Source organism: Pseudomonas sp. AC016 (assembly GCF_979253365.1).
The window spans coordinates 2,938,493-2,958,415 of record NZ_CEEDCC010000001.1; the positions used below are offsets into that span (position 1 = coordinate 2,938,493).

Here is a 19,923-nt window from a genome sequence, read left to right on the forward strand (position 1 = left end):
TGCGTCACAAATGGCACAGGCTGAGGATTCAGTGAGCCAAGCGCATGACGTGGATAACGCTGGAGCCTGGGCACACATCTGCGCCACATTCGAGAGCGGACGCGGAGCGTCCTGGGAGGCATTCCCACGCAGAGCGTGGGAACGATCAACTTCTTGGGGGCATCACGCAGCCGGAGCGCGGCGTGGGTCGGGTTGTTTCCAGGAATCGGCAGCGCTTTCCTCGATGGCTTGCTGGATCGCGCGTTTGCGGTTGTTTTCCGCACGGCGGGTGAAGAACCAGACCAGAAAGGTCGCCAGCGAGACGGCCAGCAGAATCAGGCTCGCCACCGCGTTGATCTCAGGCTTCACGCCCAGACGCACAGCCGAGAACACTTCCATCGGCAAGGTCGTCGAGCCCGGTCCGGAGACGAAGCTGGCCAGGACCAGGTCGTCCAGCGACAGTGCGAAGGACATCATGCCGCCCGCCGCCAGCGATGGCGCGATCATCGGGATGGTGATCAAGAAGAACACCTTCCAAGGACGCGCGCCCAGGTCCATCGCCGCCTCTTCAATCGACAGGTCCAGCTCACGCAGACGCGCCGACACCACGACCGCCACATAAGCCGCGCAGAACGTGGTGTGCGCGATCCAGATGGTCACGATGCCGCGTTCCTGTGGCCAGCCGATCAGTTGCGCCATCGCCACGAACAGCAGCAATAGCGATAGACCGGTGATCACTTCCGGCATCACCAGTGGTGCCGTGACCAGCCCGCCGAAGAACGTCCGGCCCTTGAAGCGTGTGATGCGGGTCAGCACGAACGCCGCCATTGTCCCCAGCGCCACCGCCGCGATGGCTGTGTAGCAGGCGATTTCCAGCGAGCGCATCACCGAGCCCATCAGCTGCGAGTTATCCAGCAGGCCCACATACCACTTCACCGACCAGCCGCCCCAGACCGTCACCAGTTGCGAGGCGTTGAACGAGTAGATGACCAGAATGACCATCGGCGCATAGATGAACAGCAGACCGAGGACGAGCATCAGGTTCGAGAATCGAAAGGTCTTCATGCCTTGCCCTCCAGTTCTTTGGCCTGACTGCGGTTGAACAGGATGATCGGCACAATGAGCACCAGCAGCATGATGACCGCCAGCGCCGAAGCCACGGGCCAGTCACGGTTGTTGAAGAATTCCTGCCACAGCACGCGGCCGATCATCAGGGTTTCCGGCCCGCCCAGCAGTTCGGGGATCACGAACTCGCCGACGACCGGGATGAACACCAGCATGCAGCCGGCGATCACGCCGTTCTTGGACAGCGGCACAGTGATCTTCCAGAAACTGTTGAAGGTGCTCGACCCCAGATCGGACGCGGCTTCCAGCAGGCTGGTGTCGTGCTTCACGAGGTTGGCGTACAGCGGCAGGATCATGAACGGCAGGTAGGAATAGACCACGCCGATGTACACCGCCAGATTGGTGTTGAGGATCTGCAACGGCTCGTCGATCAGGCCCAGCCACATCAGGAACGCATTGAGCAGGCCGTTGTTGCTGAGAATGCCCATCCAGGCATAGACGCGGATCAGGATCGCGGTCCAGGTCGGCATCATGATCAACAGCAACAGAACCGTCTGGATGTCCTTGCGCGCATTGGCGATGGCGTAGGCCATCGGGTAGCCGATCAGCAGGCACAGCAGCGTGCTGATGAACGCCATTTTCAGCGAACCCAGGTACGCCGAAACGTACAGGTCATCGCCCGTCAGCAAGGTGTAGTTGGCGAGGTTCAGCACCAGCTGCAGCTTCTCTTCGGCGTAGCTGAAGATTTCCGTGTACGGCGGGATGGCGACGTCAGCCTCGGCGAAGCTGATCTTGATGACGATCAGGAACGGCAGCGCAAAGAACAGAAACAACCAGAGGAACGGCACGCCAATGACCATCTGCCGACCGGTGGGCATGATGCGCTCGAAGGCGCGCTTGATCTTGCGGATTTTCATGAGCGCAGTACCACGCCGCTGTCGTCTTCCCACCACACGTAGACTTCATCGCCCCAGGTCGGACGTGCGCCCTGACGCTCGGCGTTGGCCACAAAGGACTGCACCAGCTTGCCGCCGGGCAGTTCGACGTAAAACACCGAATGACCGCCCAGGTAGGCGATGTCGTGGACCTTGCCGCGCGACCAGTTGTACTCGAAGCCAGGCTGCTCGGTGGTGATCAGCAGTTTTTCCGGGCGCAGTGCGTAGGTGATGCTCTTGTCTTCCACGGACGTACTCACGCCGTGGCCGACATAGATATTGCGCTCAAGCTCGGGGCTGCGGATCAGCGCATGGCCTTCCATGTCCTCGATCACTTCGCCTTCGAACAGGTTGACGCTGCCGATGAATTCACACACCAGACGGCTGGTCGGGGTTTCGTAGATGTCGATCGGGCTGCCGATCTGGGCGATCCAGCCCAGGTGCATGATCGCGATGCGCTCGGCCATGGTCATGGCCTCTTCCTGATCGTGAGTCACCATCACGCAGGTCACACCCACGCGCTCGATGATTTCCACCAGCTCCAGCTGCATCTGCGAACGCAGCTTCTTGTCCAGCGCGCCCATGGGCTCGTCGAGCAGCAGCAGTTTGGGCTTCTTGGCCAGCGAGCGGGCCAGGGCGACACGCTGACGCTGCCCGCCCGAAAGCTGATGCGGCTTGCGCTTGGCGTACTGGGTCATCTGCACCAGCTTGAGCATTTCGGCCACGCGGGCGTCGATTTCCGACTTGGCCAGCCTGTCCTGCTTGAGACCGAAGGCGATGTTGTCGGCCACGGTCATGTGCGGGAACAGTGCGTAGGACTGGAACATCATGTTGATTGGACGTTCGTACGGCGGCATGTCAGTGATGTCGACGCCGTCGAGGTAGATGCGACCCTCGGTCGGACGTTCGAAGCCTGCCAGCATGCGCAGCAGAGTGGACTTGCCGGAGCCCGATCCGCCGAGCAGGGCGAAGATCTCACCCTTGTTGATTTGCAGGGACACGTCGTCCACAGCAATCGTCTCGTCGAATTTTTTCGTGACGCGATCGATCTTGACCAGCACCTGTTTGGGTTGCTGACCGCCTTCGAGGGCTTTCTTGTAGGCGCCGGAGGCAACTGCCATGGGTGAAACTCCCAACATGATAGGCAGCCCGGCCAAAACGGCCGGGCGCTGGATTGTTATTTGCCCGACTTGACCTTGGTCCAGCTGCGGGTCATCAGACGTTGCACCTTGGGTGGCAACTCGCTGTTCACGAACAACCGGTCCAGCACTTCCTGCGGCGGATAGACCGCTTCGTCGGAGCGGATCGCCTGATCCATGAACTCACCCGAGGCCGGGTTGGGGTTGGCGTAGCCGACTTCATCGCTGACCTGAGCGATCACCTTGGGATCGAGCAGGTAGTTGATGAACGCGCTGGCGGCCTTGACGTTTTTCGAGTCAGCCGGAATTGCCAGCATGTCGAACCACAGGTTGCCGCCCTCTTTCGGGATGCTGTACGCAAGCTTCACGCCTTTGCCTGCTTCTTCGGCGCGGGCCTTGGCCTGGAACACATCGCCCGAGAAACCGGCCGCGACGCAGATGTCGCCGTTGGCCAGGTCCGTGATGTATTTGGAGGAATGGAAGTAGGTCACGTAAGGACGAATCGCCATGAGCTTGGCTTCGGCCTTCTTGTAATCGGCTTCCTTGGTGCTGTTGGGGTCAAGCCCGAGGTAGTTGAGCATGGCAGGCAGCATCTCGTCCGCAGAGTCGAGGAACGCTACGCCACAGCTGGACAGCTTCTTGATGTTTTCCGGCTCGAACAGCACCGACCAGGAGTCGATCTTGTCGACGCCCAGCGCCGCCTTGACCTTCTCGACGTTGTAACCGATGCCGTTGGTGCCCCACAGGTAAGGCACGGCGTACTGGTTGCCGGGATCGTTCTTCTCCAGACGCTTGAGCAGCGCCGGGTCGAGATTCTTGTAGTTGGGCAGCAGCGACTTGTCGAGCTTCTGGAAGGCGCCTGCCTTGATCTGCTTGCCGAGGAAATGGTTGGACGGCACAACTACGTCATAGCCGGTGCGACCGGCCAGCAGCTTGGCTTCCAGGGTTTCGTTGGAATCGAACACGTCGTACATCGGTTTGATGCCCGTCGCGGCTTCGAAGTCGGCCAGCGTGGTCTTGCCGATGTAATCGGACCAGTTATAAATATGCACGGTGGATTCGGCCTGAGCACTGGCTGCCAGTGTCATACCGGCAGTCACCAGCAAGGCTTTGGAAAGATTAGAAATAGACACAACATGAATCCTTTTAACAGAGAGGCCTGAAAGCCGGATGGCATCCGGACGACAAAACCGGCGCGCAACTTACCGTCTATGAGTCCAACCAGCAAAGTTTTCGGCAATTTTCCTGTCTGTTGGAAGCTGCGCGCCGAGGGCTACGCAGCTTCCACAGGTTTCATGACAGGCTTATTTACCTGATTTGATCTTGGTCCAGCTGCGGGTCATGATCCGCTGAGTCGCGGCAGGCAGATCCGCGATGGCATACAGTTTGGCCTGTACGTCAGCAGGCGGGTAGACGCCCGGATCGCTGGTGATTGCCTTGTCGACCAGAGGCGTGGCCGCTGCGTTGCCGTTCGGGAAGCGCACCGCGTTGGTGATCTCGGCCATGATTTCCGGCTTCATCAGGAAGGTCATGAACTTGTAGGCGCCTTCGACGTTTTCGGCATCCTTGGGGATGGCGACCATGTCGTAGAAGCTGCCAGCACCTTCCTTCGGAATGTTGTAGGCAACCTTGACCTTGCCGCCCGCTTCTTCGGCACGGGATTTGGCCTGGTAGATATCACCCGAGTAGCCCACTGCGACGCAGATGTTGCCGTTGGCCAGGTCCGAGATGTACTTGGACGAGTGGAAGTAGCCGATCGAAGGACGGATCTTCATGAACAGGGCTTCGGCTTCAGCCAGTTGCTTCTTGTCCTGCGAATCGGTCGGATAACCCAGGTAATGCAGGGCAATCGGCAGCATTTCGGTCGGCGAGTCGAGGAAGCTGATGCCGCACGACTTCAGCTTGGCCGCGTTCTCGGGCTTGAACAGCAGGTCCCAGGAATTCACCGGCGCATCGGCACCCAGCGCAGCCTTGACCTTCTCCGGGTTGATACCGATGCCGATCGAGCCCCACATGTACGGGAAGGCGTGCTTGTTGCCCGGGTCGCTGACCGACACCGCCTTGAGCAGCGATTCGTTCAGGTTCTTCCAGTCAGGCAGCTTGGACTTGTCCAGTTCCTGATAGACGCCAGCCTTGATCTGCTTGGCGAGGAAGTTGTTGGACGGGACCACGATGTCGTAACCGGACTTACCGGCCAGCAATTTGGCTTCGAGCGTCTCGTTGCTGTCGAACACGTCGTAGACGACCTTGATGCCCGATTCCTTCTCGAACTTGGCAACGGTGTCAGGCGCGATGTAATCGGACCAGTTATAGACGTGCAGCACTTTGTCATCGGCCTGCGCAGCGGTTGCCACGACGCCCATCATGGACAGGGCGAGAAGGGTCTTGCCAAATTTTTTCATGCGTAGCTCCAATGTTTTTTATCACTGACCGATTAGATTAGCGGCTTGTAGCCATTAGTCTGGCAAGTTCATGGGCAGGCTTTCAAGCCGACACCTGTCGAACAGCCCTTGTCCCGCTGAAGAAACGCTTTTTTCTGTGGATAACTGCCTTCCATCAAACAAAACGCAAGCCACTGAGACGCAGCAAACCTGGTGGGACTTGTCCGCGAATGCTGCGTTTCAGTCGCTGAACATTCATCGGCTGTACGACCCCTTCGCGGACAAGTCCGCTCCCATAATCAGGTGCGCGTTATACCTACCCTTCCAATGCCGCCAGGGTCAGGTCCAGACACTTGCGAGCCTTCTCCACCAGTTCATCAATCTGCTCGAACGTGATCACCAGTGGCGGCGCGATGATCATGGTATCGCCCACGGCCCGCATGATCAGGCCATTATCGAAGCAGAAGGTTCGGCAGATCATGCCTGCGCCCCTGTCGGTGTAACGCTCGCGGGTTGCCTTGTTCCTGACCAGCTCAATGGCGCCCAGCAGCCCCACGCCACGGACCTCGCCCACCAGTGGATGATCACTCAACTCACGCAGACGCTTTTGCAAATATGGTGCCGTTTCAGACTTGACCCGTTCGACGATCTTTTCTTCGCGCAGGATACGAATGTTCTCCAGCGCCACGGCGGCGGCCACCGGATGACCCGAATAGGTGAAACCGTGGTTGAAATCGCCGCCTTCATTGAGCACGGCCACGATTTCGTTGCGCACCACCAGACCGCCCATGGGCACGTAGCCTGAGGTCAGGCCTTTGGCGATGGTCATCATGTCCGGCTTGAGGCCGTAGAAATCGCTACCGAACCACTCACTGGTGCGCCCGAAACCACAGATCACTTCATCGGCGACTAACAGGATGTCGTAGCGCGAAAGGATCTCCTTGATCTTCGGCCAGTAGGTGTCAGGCGGCACGATGACGCCACCCGCGCCCTGAATCGGCTCGGCGATGAACGCACCGACATTGTCGACGCCCAGTTCGAGAATTTTCTGCTCCAGTTGCTCGGCTGCCCACACGCCGAACTCATCCGGCGTCATGTCACCGCCCTCGCCAAACCAGTACGGCTGCGGGATGTGCGCAATGCCCGGAATCGGCAGATCGCCCTGCTCGTGCATGTAGGTCATGCCACCCAGGCTCGCGCCCGCGACGGTGGAGCCGTGATAGCCGTTGATGCGGCTGATGATGGTCTTCTTGTTCGGCTGGCCCTTGAGCGCCCAGTAATGACGGACCATACGCAGCATGGTGTCGTTGCCTTCGGAACCGGAGCCGGTGAAGAACACGTGGTTCATGCCTTCAGGCGCGATGTCGGAAATCGCCTTGGCCAGTTCCAGCACCGGTGGATGGGCGGTCTGGAAAAACAGGTTGTAATAAGGCAGCTCGCGCATCTGCTTGCTGGCGGCATCGGCCAGTTCTTCGCGGCCATAGCCGATGGCCACGCACCACAGGCCGGACATGCCGTCCAGAATGCGATTGCCTTCGCTGTCCCACAGATAAACGCCGTCGGCGCGAGTAATGATGCGCGGGCCTTTTTCTTTCAGTTGTTTGTAGTCGCTGAACGGTGCCAGGTGATGCTCGCTGCTCAAGGCTTGCCATTCGAGGGTTTGCGGGTTGTGGTTGGCACTCATGCAGCACTTCCTTTTAATCAGGTCAGTCAGCGGGACGTCGCCGTTTCAGGCAGCGACGCCCTGCCGGGTCAGACGGCGAACAGCAGGAACTCGCGTTCCCAGGAGCTGATCACGCGCTTGAAATTCTCATGCTCGGCGCGCTTGACCGCGACGTAACCCATGATGAATTTCTTGCCCAGGTACTTTTCGATGGTCTTGCTGTTTTCCATCCGTTCCAGCGCATCCTCGATGGTCAGCGGCAGGCGCAGGTTGCGGCGCTCGTAACCGCGGCCCACTACCGGCGCGCTCGGGTTGATGCCCTCGACCATGCCGATGAAGCCGCACAGCAGGCTGGCGGCAATGGCCAGGTACGGATTGGCGTCGGCGCCCGGCAGGCGGTTTTCCACCCGACGGTTCTGCGGACCCGCATCCGGCACACGCAGGCCGACGGTGCGGTTTTCTTCACCCCACTCCACGTTCACGGGCGCGGAAGTGTCCGGCAGAAAGCGCCGGAACGAGTTCACGTTTGGCGCGAACAGCGGCAGCAGCTCGGGAATGAATTTCTGCAGACCGCCGACATGGTTGAGGAACAGCTCGCTCATCGTCCCGTCTTCGTTGGAGAAGATGTTCTGGCCGGTCTCGATTTCGATGATGCTCTGGTGCAGGTGCATGGCGCTGCCGGGCTCGCCGGTCATGGGCTTGGCCATGAACGTTGCTGCGACGTCATGCTTGAGTGCGGCCTCGCGCATGGTGCGCTTGAACACCAGAATCTGGTCGGCCAGCGACAGGGCATCGCCGTGACGGAAGTTGATTTCCATCTGCGCCGTGCCGTCTTCGTGGATCAGCGTGTCCAGATCAAGGTTCTGCAACTCACACCAGTCGTAGACGTCCTCAAAAAGCGGATCGAATTCGTTGGCGGCTTCGATGGAGAACGACTGGCGGCCGGTTTCCGGACGTCCCGAGCGGCCGACCGGAGGCTGCAGCGGATAGTCCGGGTCATCGCTACGCTTGGTCAGGTAGAACTCCATCTCCGGCGCCACGATCGGCTGCCAGCCTTGGTCGGCGTAGAGTTTGAGGACTTTCTTGAGGACGTTGCGCGGGGACAGCTCAATGGGGTTGCCCTGCTTGTCGTAGGTGTCGTGAATCACCTGCGCAGTGGGCTCGATGGCCCAGGGCACCAGATACACCGCGTTCTGGTCGGGGCGGCAGATCATGTCGATGTCGGCCGGGTCCAGCAGCTCGTAGTAGATATCGTCTTCTACGTAGTCGCCGGTCACCGTCTGCAACAACACGCTTTCAGGCAGACGCATGCCTTTTTCAGCGATGAATTTGTTGGTCGGGGAGATCTTGCCGCGAGTGATCCCGGTGAGGTCGGACATCATGCATTCGACTTCGGTAATCTTGTGTTCTTTCAACCAATCGGTGAGCTGGTCGAGGTTGGTACTCATAAATACCTCAGGGTTTTGGTGTCCTGATCGCGATCAGGCGTTTTTTCGACGCGTCGGCGTCATGGTGTACAACTCGTTTAAGGAGCCAAGAAGGCGTAAGGTGACACCTGTGCAGGCACAATTCCACATAGCCGCCGTCACACTGACGAGGCCGCTATAGTGGTAGTGTCCAGCATTGGGAATGAAACGGGTAACGCGCAATGGCAGTCCGGGTGCCCTCATCATCAGCGATGGCGCACCATGAGCACTGATATCACAGGCATGATGACCGTTCTGCGGATTGGACTTGGTCATGCCGGTCAAGGGAAGGCGCAGCATTGAACCCCCGGTATTATTGCTTTATGGGTTGCGATCGAGCTTAGCCTTGTTCATTTTTTTATACAACAATCCGTTAAAAATAGAAGACAGGCAGTCCTGGCGCGTATTCCAAGGCAGCCGAAGGCCCAAAAAAACGCCCCAAATAGCAGCAAAAAAGGCTTTCTGGAGCAGTTTTAGGGCACATACAGGCTCTATTGACTTCATCATGGCTTTCGGATTGACTGAGACCCGTAATCATTGATGATTGATATTTTTAACAACAAAGGTGTTGCATCATGTCGGTACCCCCGCGTGCCGTTCAGCTTAATGAAGCGAACGCGTTCCTTAAGGAACATCCTGAGGTTCTGTACGTTGACCTTCTGATTGCAGATATGAATGGTGTGGTGCGTGGCAAACGCATCGAACGCACCAGCCTCCATAAGGTTTACGAGAAAGGCATCAACCTGCCAGCCTCTTTATTTGCTCTGGATATCAATGGCTCCACGGTGGAAAGCACCGGCCTGGGCCTGGACATCGGCGATGCTGACCGAATCTGCTATCCAATCCCCGATACCCTGTGCAACGAGCCATGGCAAAAGCGCCCTACCGCGCAATTGCTGATGACCATGCACGAACTCGAAGGCGATCCGTTCTTCGCCGACCCGCGTGAAGTGCTGCGCCAAGTCGTCGCCAAGTTCGACGAAATGGGCCTGACCATCTGCGCCGCATTCGAGCTGGAGTTCTACCTGATCGATCAGGAGAACGTGAACGGCCGTCCGCAACCGCCGCGCTCGCCGATCTCTGGCAAACGCCCGCATTCGACCCAGGTTTACCTCATCGACGACCTCGACGAATACGTCGACTGCCTTCAGGACATTCTGGAAGGTGCGAAAGAGCAAGGCATTCCGGCTGACGCCATCGTCAAGGAAAGCGCCCCGGCCCAGTTCGAAGTCAACCTGCACCACGTGGCCGACGCCATCAAGGCGTGCGACTACGCCGTACTGCTCAAGCGTCTGATCAAGAACATCGCCTACGACCACGAAATGGACACGACCTTCATGGCCAAGCCCTATCCGGGTCAGGCAGGTAATGGTCTGCACGTCCACATCTCGATCCTGGATCGCGATGGCAAGAATATCTTCACCAGCGAGGATCCCGAGCAGAACGCCGCATTACGTCATGCGATCGGCGGTGTGCTCGAGACCCTGCCGGCGCAGATGGCGTTCCTGTGCCCGAACGTCAACTCGTATCGCCGGTTCGGTGCCCAGTTCTACGTACCCAACTCGCCGACCTGGGGCCTGGACAACCGTACGGTTGCCATCCGGGTTCCGACCGGCACAGCCGATGCCGTGCGTATCGAACACCGCGTAGCCGGTGCCGATGCCAACCCGTATCTGCTCATGGCTTCCGTGCTGGCAGGCGTACACCACGGCCTCGTCAACAAGATCGAGCCAGGCGCACCGGTGGAAGGCAACTCCTACGAGCAGCATGAGCAAAGCCTGCCGAACAACTTGCGTGATGCCCTGCGCGAGCTGGACGACAGTGCGGTCATGGCCAAGTACATCGACCCGAAATACATCGATATCTTCGTGGCCTGTAAAGAGAGCGAGCTGGAGGAGTTCGAACACTCCATCTCCGACCTCGAGTACAACTGGTACCTGCATACAGTCTGATTGAGGCTGAGCAACAAAAAACGCCGCAGGCTCTTTGAGCGCTGCGGCGTTTTTTGTTGTGTCGGGCGACTTTAGACGCGCCTCAAAGCCCGCCGACGTGAAACGCCTTCACTTCCAGATATTCGTCCAATCCGTAGCTTGAGCCTTCACGGCCCAGGCCCGACTGCTTGACCCCGCCAAACGGCGCGACTTCCATCGAGATGATGCCGGTGTTGAGACCGACCATGCCGAATTCCAGCGCCTCGCCGAAACGCCATGAACGACGCAGGTCCTGGGTGAAGTAATACGCGCCCAGGCCGTAAGGCGTAGCGTTGGCCAGTGCCAGTGCCTGGGCTTCGTCGGTGAAGCGCATCAGCGGGGCGACGGGGCCGAAGGTTTCTTCGTTGGCCAGCAGCATGCCTGCGTGGGTATCGCCCAGCACGGTCGGCTGGACGAACTGGCTGTCGCCGTCCGGCATGCCGCCGTACAGCAGTTTTGCGCCCTGGCTCAGGGCATCGTCGATGTGCCGAGCGACTTTGCTGACCGCTGCCGGGTTGATCAGCGGGCCAATGGTCACGCCGTCTTCCAGGCCGTTGCCGACCTTGAGTTTGGCGACTTCTTCTACCAGACGTGCGGCGAAACGGTCGTAGATGCCGTCCTGCACCAGAATGCGGTTGGCGCACACGCAGGTCTGTCCGGCGTTGCGAAACTTGCTGAGCATGATGCCGGTGACCGCCTGCTCCAGATCGGCATCGTCGAACACGATGAACGGCGCATTGCCGCCCAGTTCCAGACTCAAACGCTTGATGTGCTCGGCGCTCTGGCGCATCAGCAACCGGCCCACCGCGGTCGAGCCGGTGAAGGAAATCTTGCGCACCACCGGGTTGCCGGTCAGTTCTTCACCGATGCCGGCCGGCATGCCGGTGATGACGTTGAACACACCTGCAGGGATACCCACGCGCTCGGCCAGCACCGCCAGTGCCAGCGCCGACAGCGGCGTGAGGTCCGATGGTTTGACGATGATCGGGCAGCCTGCCGCGAGGGCTGGCGCGCACTTGCGCGTGATCATCGCATTGGGGAAATTCCACGGCGTGATGGCCGCACAAACGCCGACCGGTTGCTTGAGCGTCATCAGACGACGATCCGCACTCGGCGCAGGAATGGTTTCACCATACGAGCGACGCGCTTCTTCGGCGAACCATTTGACGAAGCTGGCGCCGTAGCGGATTTCGCCGCGAGATTCGTTCAGCGGCTTGCCCTGCTCAAGGGTCATGATCAGCGCCAGATCTTCGACGTTTTCCAGCATCGCCTGATGCCAGCGCTCCAGCAACGCTGCACGCTCGGCGGCCGGACGCGCGCGCCAGGCAGGCCATGCGCGGTCAGCAGCTTCGATGGCTCGGCGGGTTTCAGCGCCTTGCAGCGCCGGAACCTGGGCGATGACGTCGCCGGTGGCCGGGTCGGTAATGTCCAGGGTCGCGCCATCGTCGGCCACGATCCACTGCCCATCGACGTAGGCGCGTTCTACCAGCAGGCTGGGGTCTTTCAAATGGTGCTTGAGCATGGTCGGTCGAGTCCTGTTCCGGGATGACTGCCAGTCTAAGCAGCCATCACAGTCCAGGATGCTGAAAGCAGGGAATGCGGGCGGCAAACGCTGCTGAATTTCGCGCCCGCACGGCAGCCTCTACTGCTTCAGCGAGCCCAGCAGACTTTGCAGAAAACGCTCGCCTGCATTCATCTGACTCTCTTCGATGAACTCGTCAGGCTTGTGCGCCTGCTCGATGGAGCCCGGCCCGCAGACCACCACTGGCACGTTGAGGCGACCGGCGAACAGGCCGCCTTCGGTGCCGTACGAGACCTTGATGTGCTGCGTGCCGGGCTCGGCGAAGGCGTGCAGCATGCGCACGGCTTCAACGCTGGGATGGGTCTCCAGCGCCGGATATTCGTTCATGATTTCGATGTCGATGGCTGCCACGCCGGACAGCTGCCTGGCTTCACGCACCAGCACTTCGGCACGCTCACGCAACTGCTCCAGCAATTGGTCAGGATCGTCGCCCGGCAGGTTGCGGTATTCGAACTCCAGCGTGCATAGATTGGGCACGATATTCAGCGCCTTGCCGCCATCGATACGGCCGATGTGGACGGTGCTGTACGGAATGTCGTAGCCCTCGTCACGCACGCCCTGCTGTTCGACCTGTTTCTGACTCTTGCGCAGTTCGGCAATGAAGTCGCTAGCCAGGTGAATGGCGTTGACCGCACGCGGTGCCAGCGAGGAATGCGCTTCCTGACCCCGACAGTAAGTCCGGTAAGAACTCTTGCCCTTGTGACCGACCGCGAACTGCATCAGCGTCGGCTCGCCCACCACACACAGAAACGGGCGCACAGGTGCCAGATGAAGCACGTCCAGCAGGCGCCGCACGCCGACACAGCCGATCTCTTCGTCGTGGGACAGGGCCATTTGCAGCGGTCGCGTCAGGGTCATGTCGGCGGCATCGAGCATGGCGTCGATGGCCAGCGCGATGAAGCCTTTCATGTCGCAGGTGCCGCGCCCATAGATGCGCCCGTCACGCAGCGTGGCCTGAAACGGCGGCATCGTCCACGCCTGCCCTGCGGCGGGCACGACGTCTGTGTGCCCGGAGAGCAACACACCGGGCTGCTCGCGCGGGCCGGTACTGGCGAACAAATTGGCTTTCTTGCCGGTCTCGTCCTTGACGATCAGCGACTCGATGCCTTTGGTCGCCAGCAGGTCGCGAACGTATTCGATCAGCGCCATGTTCGGCTCCGACGACACGGTTTCGAAGGCAATCAGACGTTTGAAGATGTCCAGCGCACGCGGTGTCATGAGGCTTTACTCGCAAGTTCTGAGAAGGCGGCAAAACGGCGGATATCGAACGGACTGATCAGCGTGCTGGTGCTGCCGGTGCTGATCAGTTCGGCCATGACATCGCCCACGCCCGGGCCGAGCTGGAAGCCATGGCCGCAGAAACCGAACGCGTAGTACAGGCCGTCGACCTTGCCGCTGGGGCCCATGATTGGCAATGAGTCCGGCGTGTAGCTTTCGATGCCGCTCCACACGCGGATGATGTTCAGGTTGCCGACGCCAGGCAGCAGGCGACGCATCTGCTGCATGTGATTGATGAGGCTGTTGGGGTCGAAATACGCGCGACGGTTGACCATGTCCGGCCTGGTGCGTACGCCACCACCAATGACGATGTTGCCGCGCGCGATCTGGCGGAAATACACCACTTCGTGGGGGATCTTGGTGAACACGCCAATCACCGTCGGCAGCGCGTAAGGCACAGGCTCGGTGACCGACATCTGCGGGCCAAAGGTCTCCAGCGGCACCGGCTCGCCGAACTGCGACGAGAGCTTTTCGCCCCAGGCTCCGGCGGTGATCAATAATTGATCAGCTGTGAAGATTCGGCCATCGGTGGTCGTGACCTGAAATTCCTTGCCGACCTTTTCGACGTGCAGCACTTCAGTGCGCTCTTCGATCCTCGCCCCGGCACGTATCGCCGCACGCGCCCAGGCAGGCGCGGCGAGACGCGGGTTGGCGTGGCCGTCGTGTGGCGCGTAGGAGCCGCCCTTCACGTCCGGCCCCAGAAACGGAAAACGCTCGTGCAGCGCTTTGCCCTGAAGTACTTGCAGGTCCAGCTCACGCGCTTCGGGGGCAGCAGCGTAGGCTTCGAGCTCAGGAATTTCGTCTTCGCGGTAGCAGACGCGCATGTGGCCACTGGGCAGAAATTCCAGGTCTTCACCGATCAGCTGCGGCAGGCGCTTCCACAGCGCAAAGGAACGGTTGGCCAGCTCCAGTTGATCCAGATGACGACCCTGACGGCGCACGTTGCCGAAGTTGACGCCGCTGGCGTACTGGCCGACTACGTCGCGCTCCAGCAGTGTCACCGACTTGCCGCGCTGACGGAGAAAGAACGAAGACGCCGCGCCCATCACGCCGCCGCCGACAATCAGTACATCGACCTTAGGCTGCTTCATGACACCACCTCGTCTGTCATCATCGACAACGGTTTGACCGGTGCCTGTCCGCGCTGGCGGCCGACCTGCTCGACCGGCACACCGGATTCGGCAGCGATCACTTCGGCTCCGGCCTGCGAGCAATAACGCCCCTGGCAGCGACCCATGCCGACCCGGCTGAAAGCCTTGGCGCGGTTGACTTCACAGGCGCCTTTTTCACGCACTACGCCGCGCAGTTCGCCCGCGCTGATCATTTCGCAGCGACAGATAATGGCTTCATCAGGCAGCGCCTTCGCCTGCGCAGACGGCCAGGGAAAGGCTTCCATCAGCCCGACACGGAAGCGATCCATGACCTCAAGATTCTGCCGCAGGTTATCCACATGCTGGTTATCCACAGGCTTGCCCAGGTCACTCAGCAAGGTCAGCGCGGCGAGACGCCCTGCCTGTTCGGCCGCATCGGCACCCCGAATTTTCGCGCCATCGCCTGCGGCATAGACACCCGCGACAGAGGTGCGGCCGTCGTCGTCCACGGCCAGCACCCATTGCCCGGACGCTTCGTCGAAACGCAGGCCACAACCGGCCAGATCAGCGAGCTGGGTTTCAGGTCGCAGGTGGTAACCCAGTGCCAGCGCATCGCAGTCGACTGTCAGGGCGTTGCCGTTGGCGAGCCTCACGCGTACGCCGGTCACGCCATCCTTCTCGTCACCCAGAATTTCTTCAGGCTTGATGCCCAGATGCACCGGCACCTTGGCGCTGTACAACTGAGCCAGCAGCTTCATGCCGTTGAACAACAAACCTGGACGCGACAGCAGCTTGGGCATCGCGCCGATACGCTTGCTGAACGGTGAGGTGTCGAGCACGGCCGCCACGTCGGCACCGGCTTTGACGTACTGGCTGGCGACCAGATACAGCAGCGGACCGCTGCCCATGAATACCACACGGCTGCCGATGGAAACCGACTGCGACTTGAGCGCGATCTGTGAGCCGCCCAGGCTGTAGGTGCCTGCGAGTTGCCAGCCTTTGATCGGCATCAGTCGGTCGGTGGCGCCCGCGCAAAGAATCAGCGCGTCGTACTCCAAGACCGTGTGTACACCTTTGCTGACGCAGCAGAGCTGGCCGGCGGTCAGGTTCCAGGCCAGGGTGTCGGGGCGGTAATCGATCTGGCTGCGCAGACGGTCGAAACTTTCATGCAGGTCGCGCGCCTTGGCCGCTTCGGTGCCGTACAGCGCCGAGTAGTCGCGCTTGAAGCCTTCGGGCTGGCGGCGGTAGATCTGTCCGCCATCACGCCGGTTTTCATCGATCAGAATCGGGTTGATGCCAGCGGCCAACAACGTTTCGGCGCAACGGGTGCCCGCAGGACCGGCGCCGACGATGACCACACGCGGGCTGGCGGTGTGACTGACATTCAGCCGTGGAGAAGTGGCCATTTCGCCTCCGGTTGGGTGGTGACGATATCGAGCCCGTCGCGGACTTCGTTGGAACAGGCGCGCAGGCGCTCGCCGCTGCGGGTCCAGACCCAGCAATCCTGACAGGCGCCCATCAGACAGAAACCGGCCCGACGTCCCGAGTCGAACTCGGACTGACGCAAGGCATTGCCTCCGGTCAGCAGCGCCACCATCAGCGTGTCGCCCTGCAAGGCTTCGACAGGTGCGCCGTCGACGATCAGGTTGACGACTGGCCGATCACGCTCGCCCAGTCTTACAAAACGGCCACTCATGCGTAGGCTCCTACGGTGACGGGGTCCAGATCGTTCTGACGTTCCTGCAATTCACCGCCGTCGCGATGACAAAGGATTTCGCTGCCGCCTGCGATGACGCGACGCCCCGGTGCCGTCCTGTTGCACAGACCTTCGATGCGCACGGGGCAGCGATTGAGAAAGGTACACAGCTCCGGCGTATTCGATGGCGCGCTGATTGGCGGCAGCTTGCCGCTGGTCACGCCGCAGCCTTCCAGCCAGCCCTGACGCAGCTCGGGCACCGAATGCACGAGCAGGTCGGTGTAGGGATGAAAAGGCGTCTGGCTGAAGGCGTCGCGGCTGCCCTCTTCGATCTTGTGGCCGCTGTACATCACCACGATGTCATCGCACAGCGCACGCACCGTGGAAATGTCATGGCTGATGAACAGGTAGGAAACCCCCAGCTTGCGCCGCAGGTCGCCGAGCAGTTCGAGGATGCAGGCGCCGACCACGGTATCCAGCGCCGAGGTCACTTCGTCGCACAGGATCAGGTCCGGCTTGGCTGCAAGCGCACGGGCCAGGTTGACGCGCTGCTTTTGACCGCCAGACAGTTCATTGGGACGCCGGTCCGCCAGCTCGCGCGGCAGACTTACCAGGTCCATCAACTCGTGGATGCGATCACGCAGTGCGTTGCCCTTGAGGTTGAAATACATTTTCAGCGGGCGGGCCAGAATCGCGCTGACGTTGTGCATGGGGTTGAGCGCGGTGTCGGCGTTCTGAAACACCATCTGGATACGGCGGAACTGGTCTTCGGTGCGCCCCGCGAGATCGCCGGACAGCTCGGCACCGTCGAATGTCAGGCTGCCTTTGGCCGGGTCCAGCAGACCGGCGACCACACGGGCCAGGGTCGATTTGCCCGAACCGGATTCGCCGATCACACCAATGGCCTGACCACGGCGAATGGTCAGGTCAATGTCTTCGAGCACGCGGATCATCGGCATGCCTTGCAGGTTCTTCTTGCCGTAGCCTGCGGTCAGGCCCTTGATGGTCAGCAGCGTGCCGTCCTTGACCATGTCGCTGGCCGGCGACAGTTTCGCGTCGGGCCGGGCGGCGGCGAGCAGGCTGCGCGTGTATTCGTCTTCCGGCCCCTTGAGCAATGCAGCCGTGCTGCCCTGCTCGATGATTTTTCCGCCATTGAGCACGACAATCTGATCGGCCATCTGCGCCACGACCGCCAGATCGTGGGAGACGTAGACCGCCGTCGCGCCACGATCACGCACCACACGTTTGAAGGCGCGCAGCACGTCGATCTGGGTGGTCACATCCAGCGCGGTGGTTGGCTCATCAAGGATGACCAGCAACGGGTCGCTGATCAGTGCCATGGCCGCCATGACTCGCTGCAACTGCCCGCCCGACACCTGATGCGGATACCGCTGGCCGATGGTTTCGGGGTTGGGCAACGCCAGGTCGCGGAACAGATCGACGGCTTTTCGCTGCAGATCCGAGCGGCTGCCCAGGCCATGAATCAGCGCGCCTTCGATCACTTGGTCGATCAGCTTTTTCGCCGGATTGAACGCCGCCGCCGCGCTTTGCGCGATGTACGAAACCCGATTGCCGCGCAAGCCTTGCAACTGGCTTTCCGGCAGGCTGAGCATGTCGTGCTCACCGACATGAACCACGCCACCGGCCAGCTTGCAGCCGCGTCGGGCATAGCCCAGCAGCGCCAGGGCGATGGTGGTCTTGCCGGAACCGGACTCGCCGATCAGCGCCAGTACTTCGCCTTTCTCCAGCGCGAAGCTCACGCCCTTGACGATTTCCAGCTCACCCTTGTCGGTGTCGGCCACCACACGCAGGTCTTGCACCCGAATCAATTGACTCATCTCAGTGCCCTCCCGAGCGTCGGCTGCGCCGCGATGACAAACGGTCGATAAACAGATTTACGCCAATGGTCAGCGAGCCGATCGCCAGCGCAGGGATCACGATGGCCGGCGCGCCCTGATTGAGGCCGCCGATGTTTTCGCGAACCAGCGAACCGAGGTCGGCATCCGGCGGCTGCACGCCCAGACCGAGAAAGCTCATGCCGCTGAGCAACAGCACAATGAAGCCGAAACGCAGGCCCAGATCCGTCAGCACCGGGTTGAGCATGTTCGGCAGAATTTCACGGCAGGCGATGTACAGACGACCTTCACCACGGGTGCGCGCCACCTGCACGTACTCCAGCGCTTCGATGTTCACCGCCATGCTGCGAGCGATACGGAACGCGCCTGGCGTGTAGCTCAGCACCGCCGTACACACCAGCAGCACTTCGGAAGAGCCGAACGCAGACACCATGATCAACGCCAGCATTTTGCTCGGAATCGAAATGAACGCGTCCATCAGGCGGCTGATGATTTCGTCCAGCCACTTGGGCGCAACCACCGACAGCAGCGCGCACATGGTGCCGATACCGCTGGCCAATACGGCGGAGATCAACGCCAGACCGACCGTGAAGCGGGCGCCGATCAGCACGCGGCTGAGCATGTCGCGGCCTAGGTAATCCGTGCCGAACGGGAACGCCGCGCTGATGTTTTCGAAGACGTTGTCGGACACCACCTCGCCCACCGGATGCGGCGCGAGCCACGGGCCGAACAGCGCGATCATGAGCCAGAAGAAGCAGACCGAAGCGCCCACCAGACCCAGCCAGGCGATCTTGCGAGGCGCTCGCACTTGAGCGGCGGGCGTAGATGTCTCAATGATCGGGTTCATTGGTTTCTCAGCCTCGGGTTGGAAAGAATTGCACACAGGTCGGCCATCAGCACCAACCCAAGGTAAGCGGCGCAGAACAGCATGGTGCACGCCTGAACCAGCGCCATGTCGCGATTGGTCACGGCATCGACCATCAGGCTGGCAATACCTGGGTAGTTGAAGATAGTTTCGACGATGACCACCCCGCCCAGCAGGTACGACAAGCTCAAGGCCACCGCATTGACGATGGGGCCGATGGCGTTGGGCAAGGCGTGTTGCAACACAATACGCACAGGGCTCACACCCTTGAGTCGCGCCATTTCAACATAAGGACTGTCGAGCTGATCGATGACGGCGGCGCGAGTCATGCGCGCCATCTGAGCGACGATCACACAGCACAGCGTCATGACCGGCAGTGCATAGGTGCGGATGAATTGCAGCGGCGTACTGGCGTCACCGCCATAGGACAGCGCCGACAGCCAACCCAGTTTGACGGCGAAGATCAGCACTGCCAGCGTGGCGACCAGAAATTCCGGCACAGCTACCAGCGACAGGGTGACGAAATTCAGGGCGCTGTCGATCCGTCCACCCCGGCCCATGGCTGCCCCGATGCCCAGCATCAAGGCGACCGGCACCGACACCAGCGCGGTGGTCGCCGCCAGCATCAGGGTGTTGGGGAAACGTCCGGCGATCAGATCGGAAACCGGCATCGCGTTGGATACCGACTCCCCGAAGTTGCCGCCCAGCAGGTTCATCAACCATGTCAGATAACGCACCACACCCGGTTGGTCCAGGCCCAGCTTGGTACGCAAGGCCGCAACCTGTTCAGGTGTCGCGAACTGTCCAAGTGCCTGCTGCGCCGCATCCCCTGGCAGTACCGCCGTAATGGCGAAGACCACCATGGAAACGATCAGCAGGGTCACGATCGCAGCACCGAAGCGCTGCAGGATCAACCCGAGTGTGTTGCTATTCATCTGCATCCTCCCGCTCGATTCA

The 19,923-nt window shown here is 60.7% G+C and carries 16 protein-coding genes; 1 reads left to right on the forward strand and 15 read right to left on the reverse strand.

Annotation, left to right across the window (positions count from 1 at the left end; translation table 11 throughout):
• Positions 1-162 precede the first annotated feature (162 nt).
• The 7 genes from AC0IXS_RS13295 to AC0IXS_RS13325 form a co-directional block, all read right to left on the reverse strand.
• Positions 163-1,044 carry an ABC transporter permease subunit gene (locus AC0IXS_RS13295; RefSeq protein WP_004880501.1) on the reverse strand — a complete coding sequence of 294 codons (882 nt, stop codon included), beginning with the start codon at positions 1,042-1,044 and terminating at the stop codon, positions 163-165.
• The gene (locus AC0IXS_RS13300) at positions 1,041-1,922 is read right to left on the reverse strand and encodes an ABC transporter permease subunit (protein WP_161987302.1); all 882 of its coding nucleotides are present in this window, start codon (positions 1,920-1,922) and stop codon (positions 1,041-1,043) included. Before AC0IXS_RS13300 ends, AC0IXS_RS13295 begins: the two co-directional genes overlap by 4 nt.
• A 35-nt stretch (positions 1,923-1,957) precedes the next feature.
• A complete protein-coding gene (potA, locus tag AC0IXS_RS13305) occupies positions 1,958-3,100 on the reverse strand; it encodes a polyamine ABC transporter ATP-binding protein (protein ID WP_004880506.1) in 1,143 nt (380 codons plus the stop codon).
• 56 nt (positions 3,101-3,156) lie between these two features.
• Positions 3,157-4,251 carry a polyamine ABC transporter substrate-binding protein gene (locus AC0IXS_RS13310; protein WP_122690872.1) on the reverse strand — a complete coding sequence of 365 codons (1,095 nt, stop codon included), beginning with the start codon at positions 4,249-4,251 and terminating at the stop codon, positions 3,157-3,159.
• A 171-nt stretch (positions 4,252-4,422) separates the two neighbouring features.
• Positions 4,423-5,520, reverse strand: coding sequence for a polyamine ABC transporter substrate-binding protein (locus AC0IXS_RS13315; RefSeq protein WP_004880509.1), 1,098 nt, complete (start codon positions 5,518-5,520; stop codon positions 4,423-4,425).
• A 295-nt stretch (positions 5,521-5,815) separates the two neighbouring features.
• Complete coding sequence (locus AC0IXS_RS13320) at positions 5,816-7,183, reverse strand: aspartate aminotransferase family protein (protein WP_122667918.1); 1,368 nt, start codon at positions 7,181-7,183, stop codon at positions 5,816-5,818.
• 68 nt (positions 7,184-7,251) lie between these two features.
• Positions 7,252-8,610 carry a glutamine synthetase family protein gene (locus AC0IXS_RS13325; RefSeq protein WP_057409593.1) on the reverse strand — a complete coding sequence of 453 codons (1,359 nt, stop codon included), beginning with the start codon at positions 8,608-8,610 and terminating at the stop codon, positions 7,252-7,254.
• Positions 8,611-9,203: 593 nt separating this feature from the next.
• On the opposite strand from AC0IXS_RS13325, the gene AC0IXS_RS13330 reads away from it, so the two are divergent.
• Entirely contained in the window at positions 9,204-10,580 is a 1,377-nt protein-coding gene (locus AC0IXS_RS13330) for a glutamine synthetase family protein (protein WP_029243588.1), read from the forward strand.
• An 82-nt stretch (positions 10,581-10,662) separates the two neighbouring features.
• Here AC0IXS_RS13330 and AC0IXS_RS13335 read toward each other — a convergent pair whose 3' ends face one another.
• The 8 genes from AC0IXS_RS13335 to AC0IXS_RS13370 form a co-directional block, all read right to left on the reverse strand.
• The gene (locus AC0IXS_RS13335; RefSeq protein WP_057409591.1) at positions 10,663-12,120 is read right to left on the reverse strand and encodes an NAD-dependent succinate-semialdehyde dehydrogenase; all 1,458 of its coding nucleotides are present in this window, start codon (positions 12,118-12,120) and stop codon (positions 10,663-10,665) included.
• A 120-nt stretch (positions 12,121-12,240) separates the two neighbouring features.
• Complete coding sequence (gene argE / locus AC0IXS_RS13340) at positions 12,241-13,398, reverse strand: acetylornithine deacetylase (RefSeq protein ID WP_471824858.1); 1,158 nt, start codon at positions 13,396-13,398, stop codon at positions 12,241-12,243.
• Positions 13,395-14,549 carry an NAD(P)/FAD-dependent oxidoreductase gene (locus AC0IXS_RS13345; protein ID WP_122417436.1) on the reverse strand — a complete coding sequence of 385 codons (1,155 nt, stop codon included), beginning with the start codon at positions 14,547-14,549 and terminating at the stop codon, positions 13,395-13,397. The genes argE and AC0IXS_RS13345 overlap by 4 nt, the downstream gene beginning before the upstream one ends.
• A complete protein-coding gene (locus AC0IXS_RS13350; protein WP_122667920.1) occupies positions 14,546-15,955 on the reverse strand; it encodes an FAD/NAD(P)-dependent oxidoreductase in 1,410 nt (469 codons plus the stop codon). Before AC0IXS_RS13350 ends, AC0IXS_RS13345 begins: the two co-directional genes overlap by 4 nt.
• On the reverse strand, positions 15,934-16,245 hold the full coding sequence (locus tag AC0IXS_RS13355; protein WP_029243592.1) for a (2Fe-2S)-binding protein: 312 nt from the start codon (positions 16,243-16,245) through the stop codon (positions 15,934-15,936). The genes AC0IXS_RS13350 and AC0IXS_RS13355 overlap by 22 nt, the downstream gene beginning before the upstream one ends.
• On the reverse strand, positions 16,242-18,083 hold the full coding sequence (locus AC0IXS_RS13360; protein WP_057409587.1) for an ABC transporter ATP-binding protein: 1,842 nt from the start codon (positions 18,081-18,083) through the stop codon (positions 16,242-16,244). The genes AC0IXS_RS13355 and AC0IXS_RS13360 overlap by 4 nt, the downstream gene beginning before the upstream one ends.
• 1 nt (position 18,084) lies before the next feature.
• Positions 18,085-18,948, reverse strand: coding sequence for an ABC transporter permease (locus AC0IXS_RS13365; protein WP_025996683.1), 864 nt, complete (start codon positions 18,946-18,948; stop codon positions 18,085-18,087).
• On the reverse strand, positions 18,945-19,901 hold the full coding sequence (locus AC0IXS_RS13370) for an ABC transporter permease (RefSeq protein ID WP_057409586.1): 957 nt from the start codon (positions 19,899-19,901) through the stop codon (positions 18,945-18,947). Before AC0IXS_RS13370 ends, AC0IXS_RS13365 begins: the two co-directional genes overlap by 4 nt.
• Positions 19,902-19,923 lie beyond the last annotated feature (22 nt).

Coding starts and splice junctions, on each gene's coding strand:
- AC0IXS_RS13325 (WP_057409593.1), bottom strand. CDS start 8,610: ATGAGTACCAACCTCGACCAGCTCACCGATTGGTTGAAAGAACACAAG.
- AC0IXS_RS13345 (WP_122417436.1), bottom strand. CDS start 14,549: ATGAAGCAGCCTAAGGTCGATGTACTGATTGTCGGCGGCGGCGTGATG.
- AC0IXS_RS13320 (WP_122667918.1), bottom strand. CDS start 7,183: ATGAGTGCCAACCACAACCCGCAAACCCTCGAATGGCAAGCCTTGAGC.
- AC0IXS_RS13370 (WP_057409586.1), bottom strand. CDS start 19,901: ATGAATAGCAACACACTCGGGTTGATCCTGCAGCGCTTCGGTGCTGCG.
- AC0IXS_RS13350 (WP_122667920.1), bottom strand. CDS start 15,955: ATGGCCACTTCTCCACGGCTGAATGTCAGTCACACCGCCAGCCCGCGT.
- AC0IXS_RS13365 (WP_025996683.1), bottom strand. CDS start 18,948: ATGAACCCGATCATTGAGACATCTACGCCCGCCGCTCAAGTGCGAGCG.
- AC0IXS_RS13300 (WP_161987302.1), bottom strand. CDS start 1,922: ATGCCCACCGGTCGGCAGATGGTCATTGGCGTGCCGTTCCTCTGGTTG.
- AC0IXS_RS13355 (WP_029243592.1), bottom strand. CDS start 16,245: ATGAGTGGCCGTTTTGTAAGACTGGGCGAGCGTGATCGGCCAGTCGTC.
- AC0IXS_RS13335 (WP_057409591.1), bottom strand. CDS start 12,120: ATGCTCAAGCACCATTTGAAAGACCCCAGCCTGCTGGTAGAACGCGCC.
- AC0IXS_RS13360 (WP_057409587.1), bottom strand. CDS start 18,083: ATGAGTCAATTGATTCGGGTGCAAGACCTGCGTGTGGTGGCCGACACC.
- potA (WP_004880506.1), bottom strand. CDS start 3,100: ATGGCAGTTGCCTCCGGCGCCTACAAGAAAGCCCTCGAAGGCGGTCAG.
- AC0IXS_RS13295 (WP_004880501.1), bottom strand. CDS start 1,044: ATGAAGACCTTTCGATTCTCGAACCTGATGCTCGTCCTCGGTCTGCTG.
- AC0IXS_RS13315 (WP_004880509.1), bottom strand. CDS start 5,520: ATGAAAAAATTTGGCAAGACCCTTCTCGCCCTGTCCATGATGGGCGTC.
- AC0IXS_RS13330 (WP_029243588.1), top strand. CDS start 9,204: ATGTCGGTACCCCCGCGTGCCGTTCAGCTTAATGAAGCGAACGCGTTC.
- argE (WP_471824858.1), bottom strand. CDS start 13,398: ATGACACCGCGTGCGCTGGACATCTTCAAACGTCTGATTGCCTTCGAA.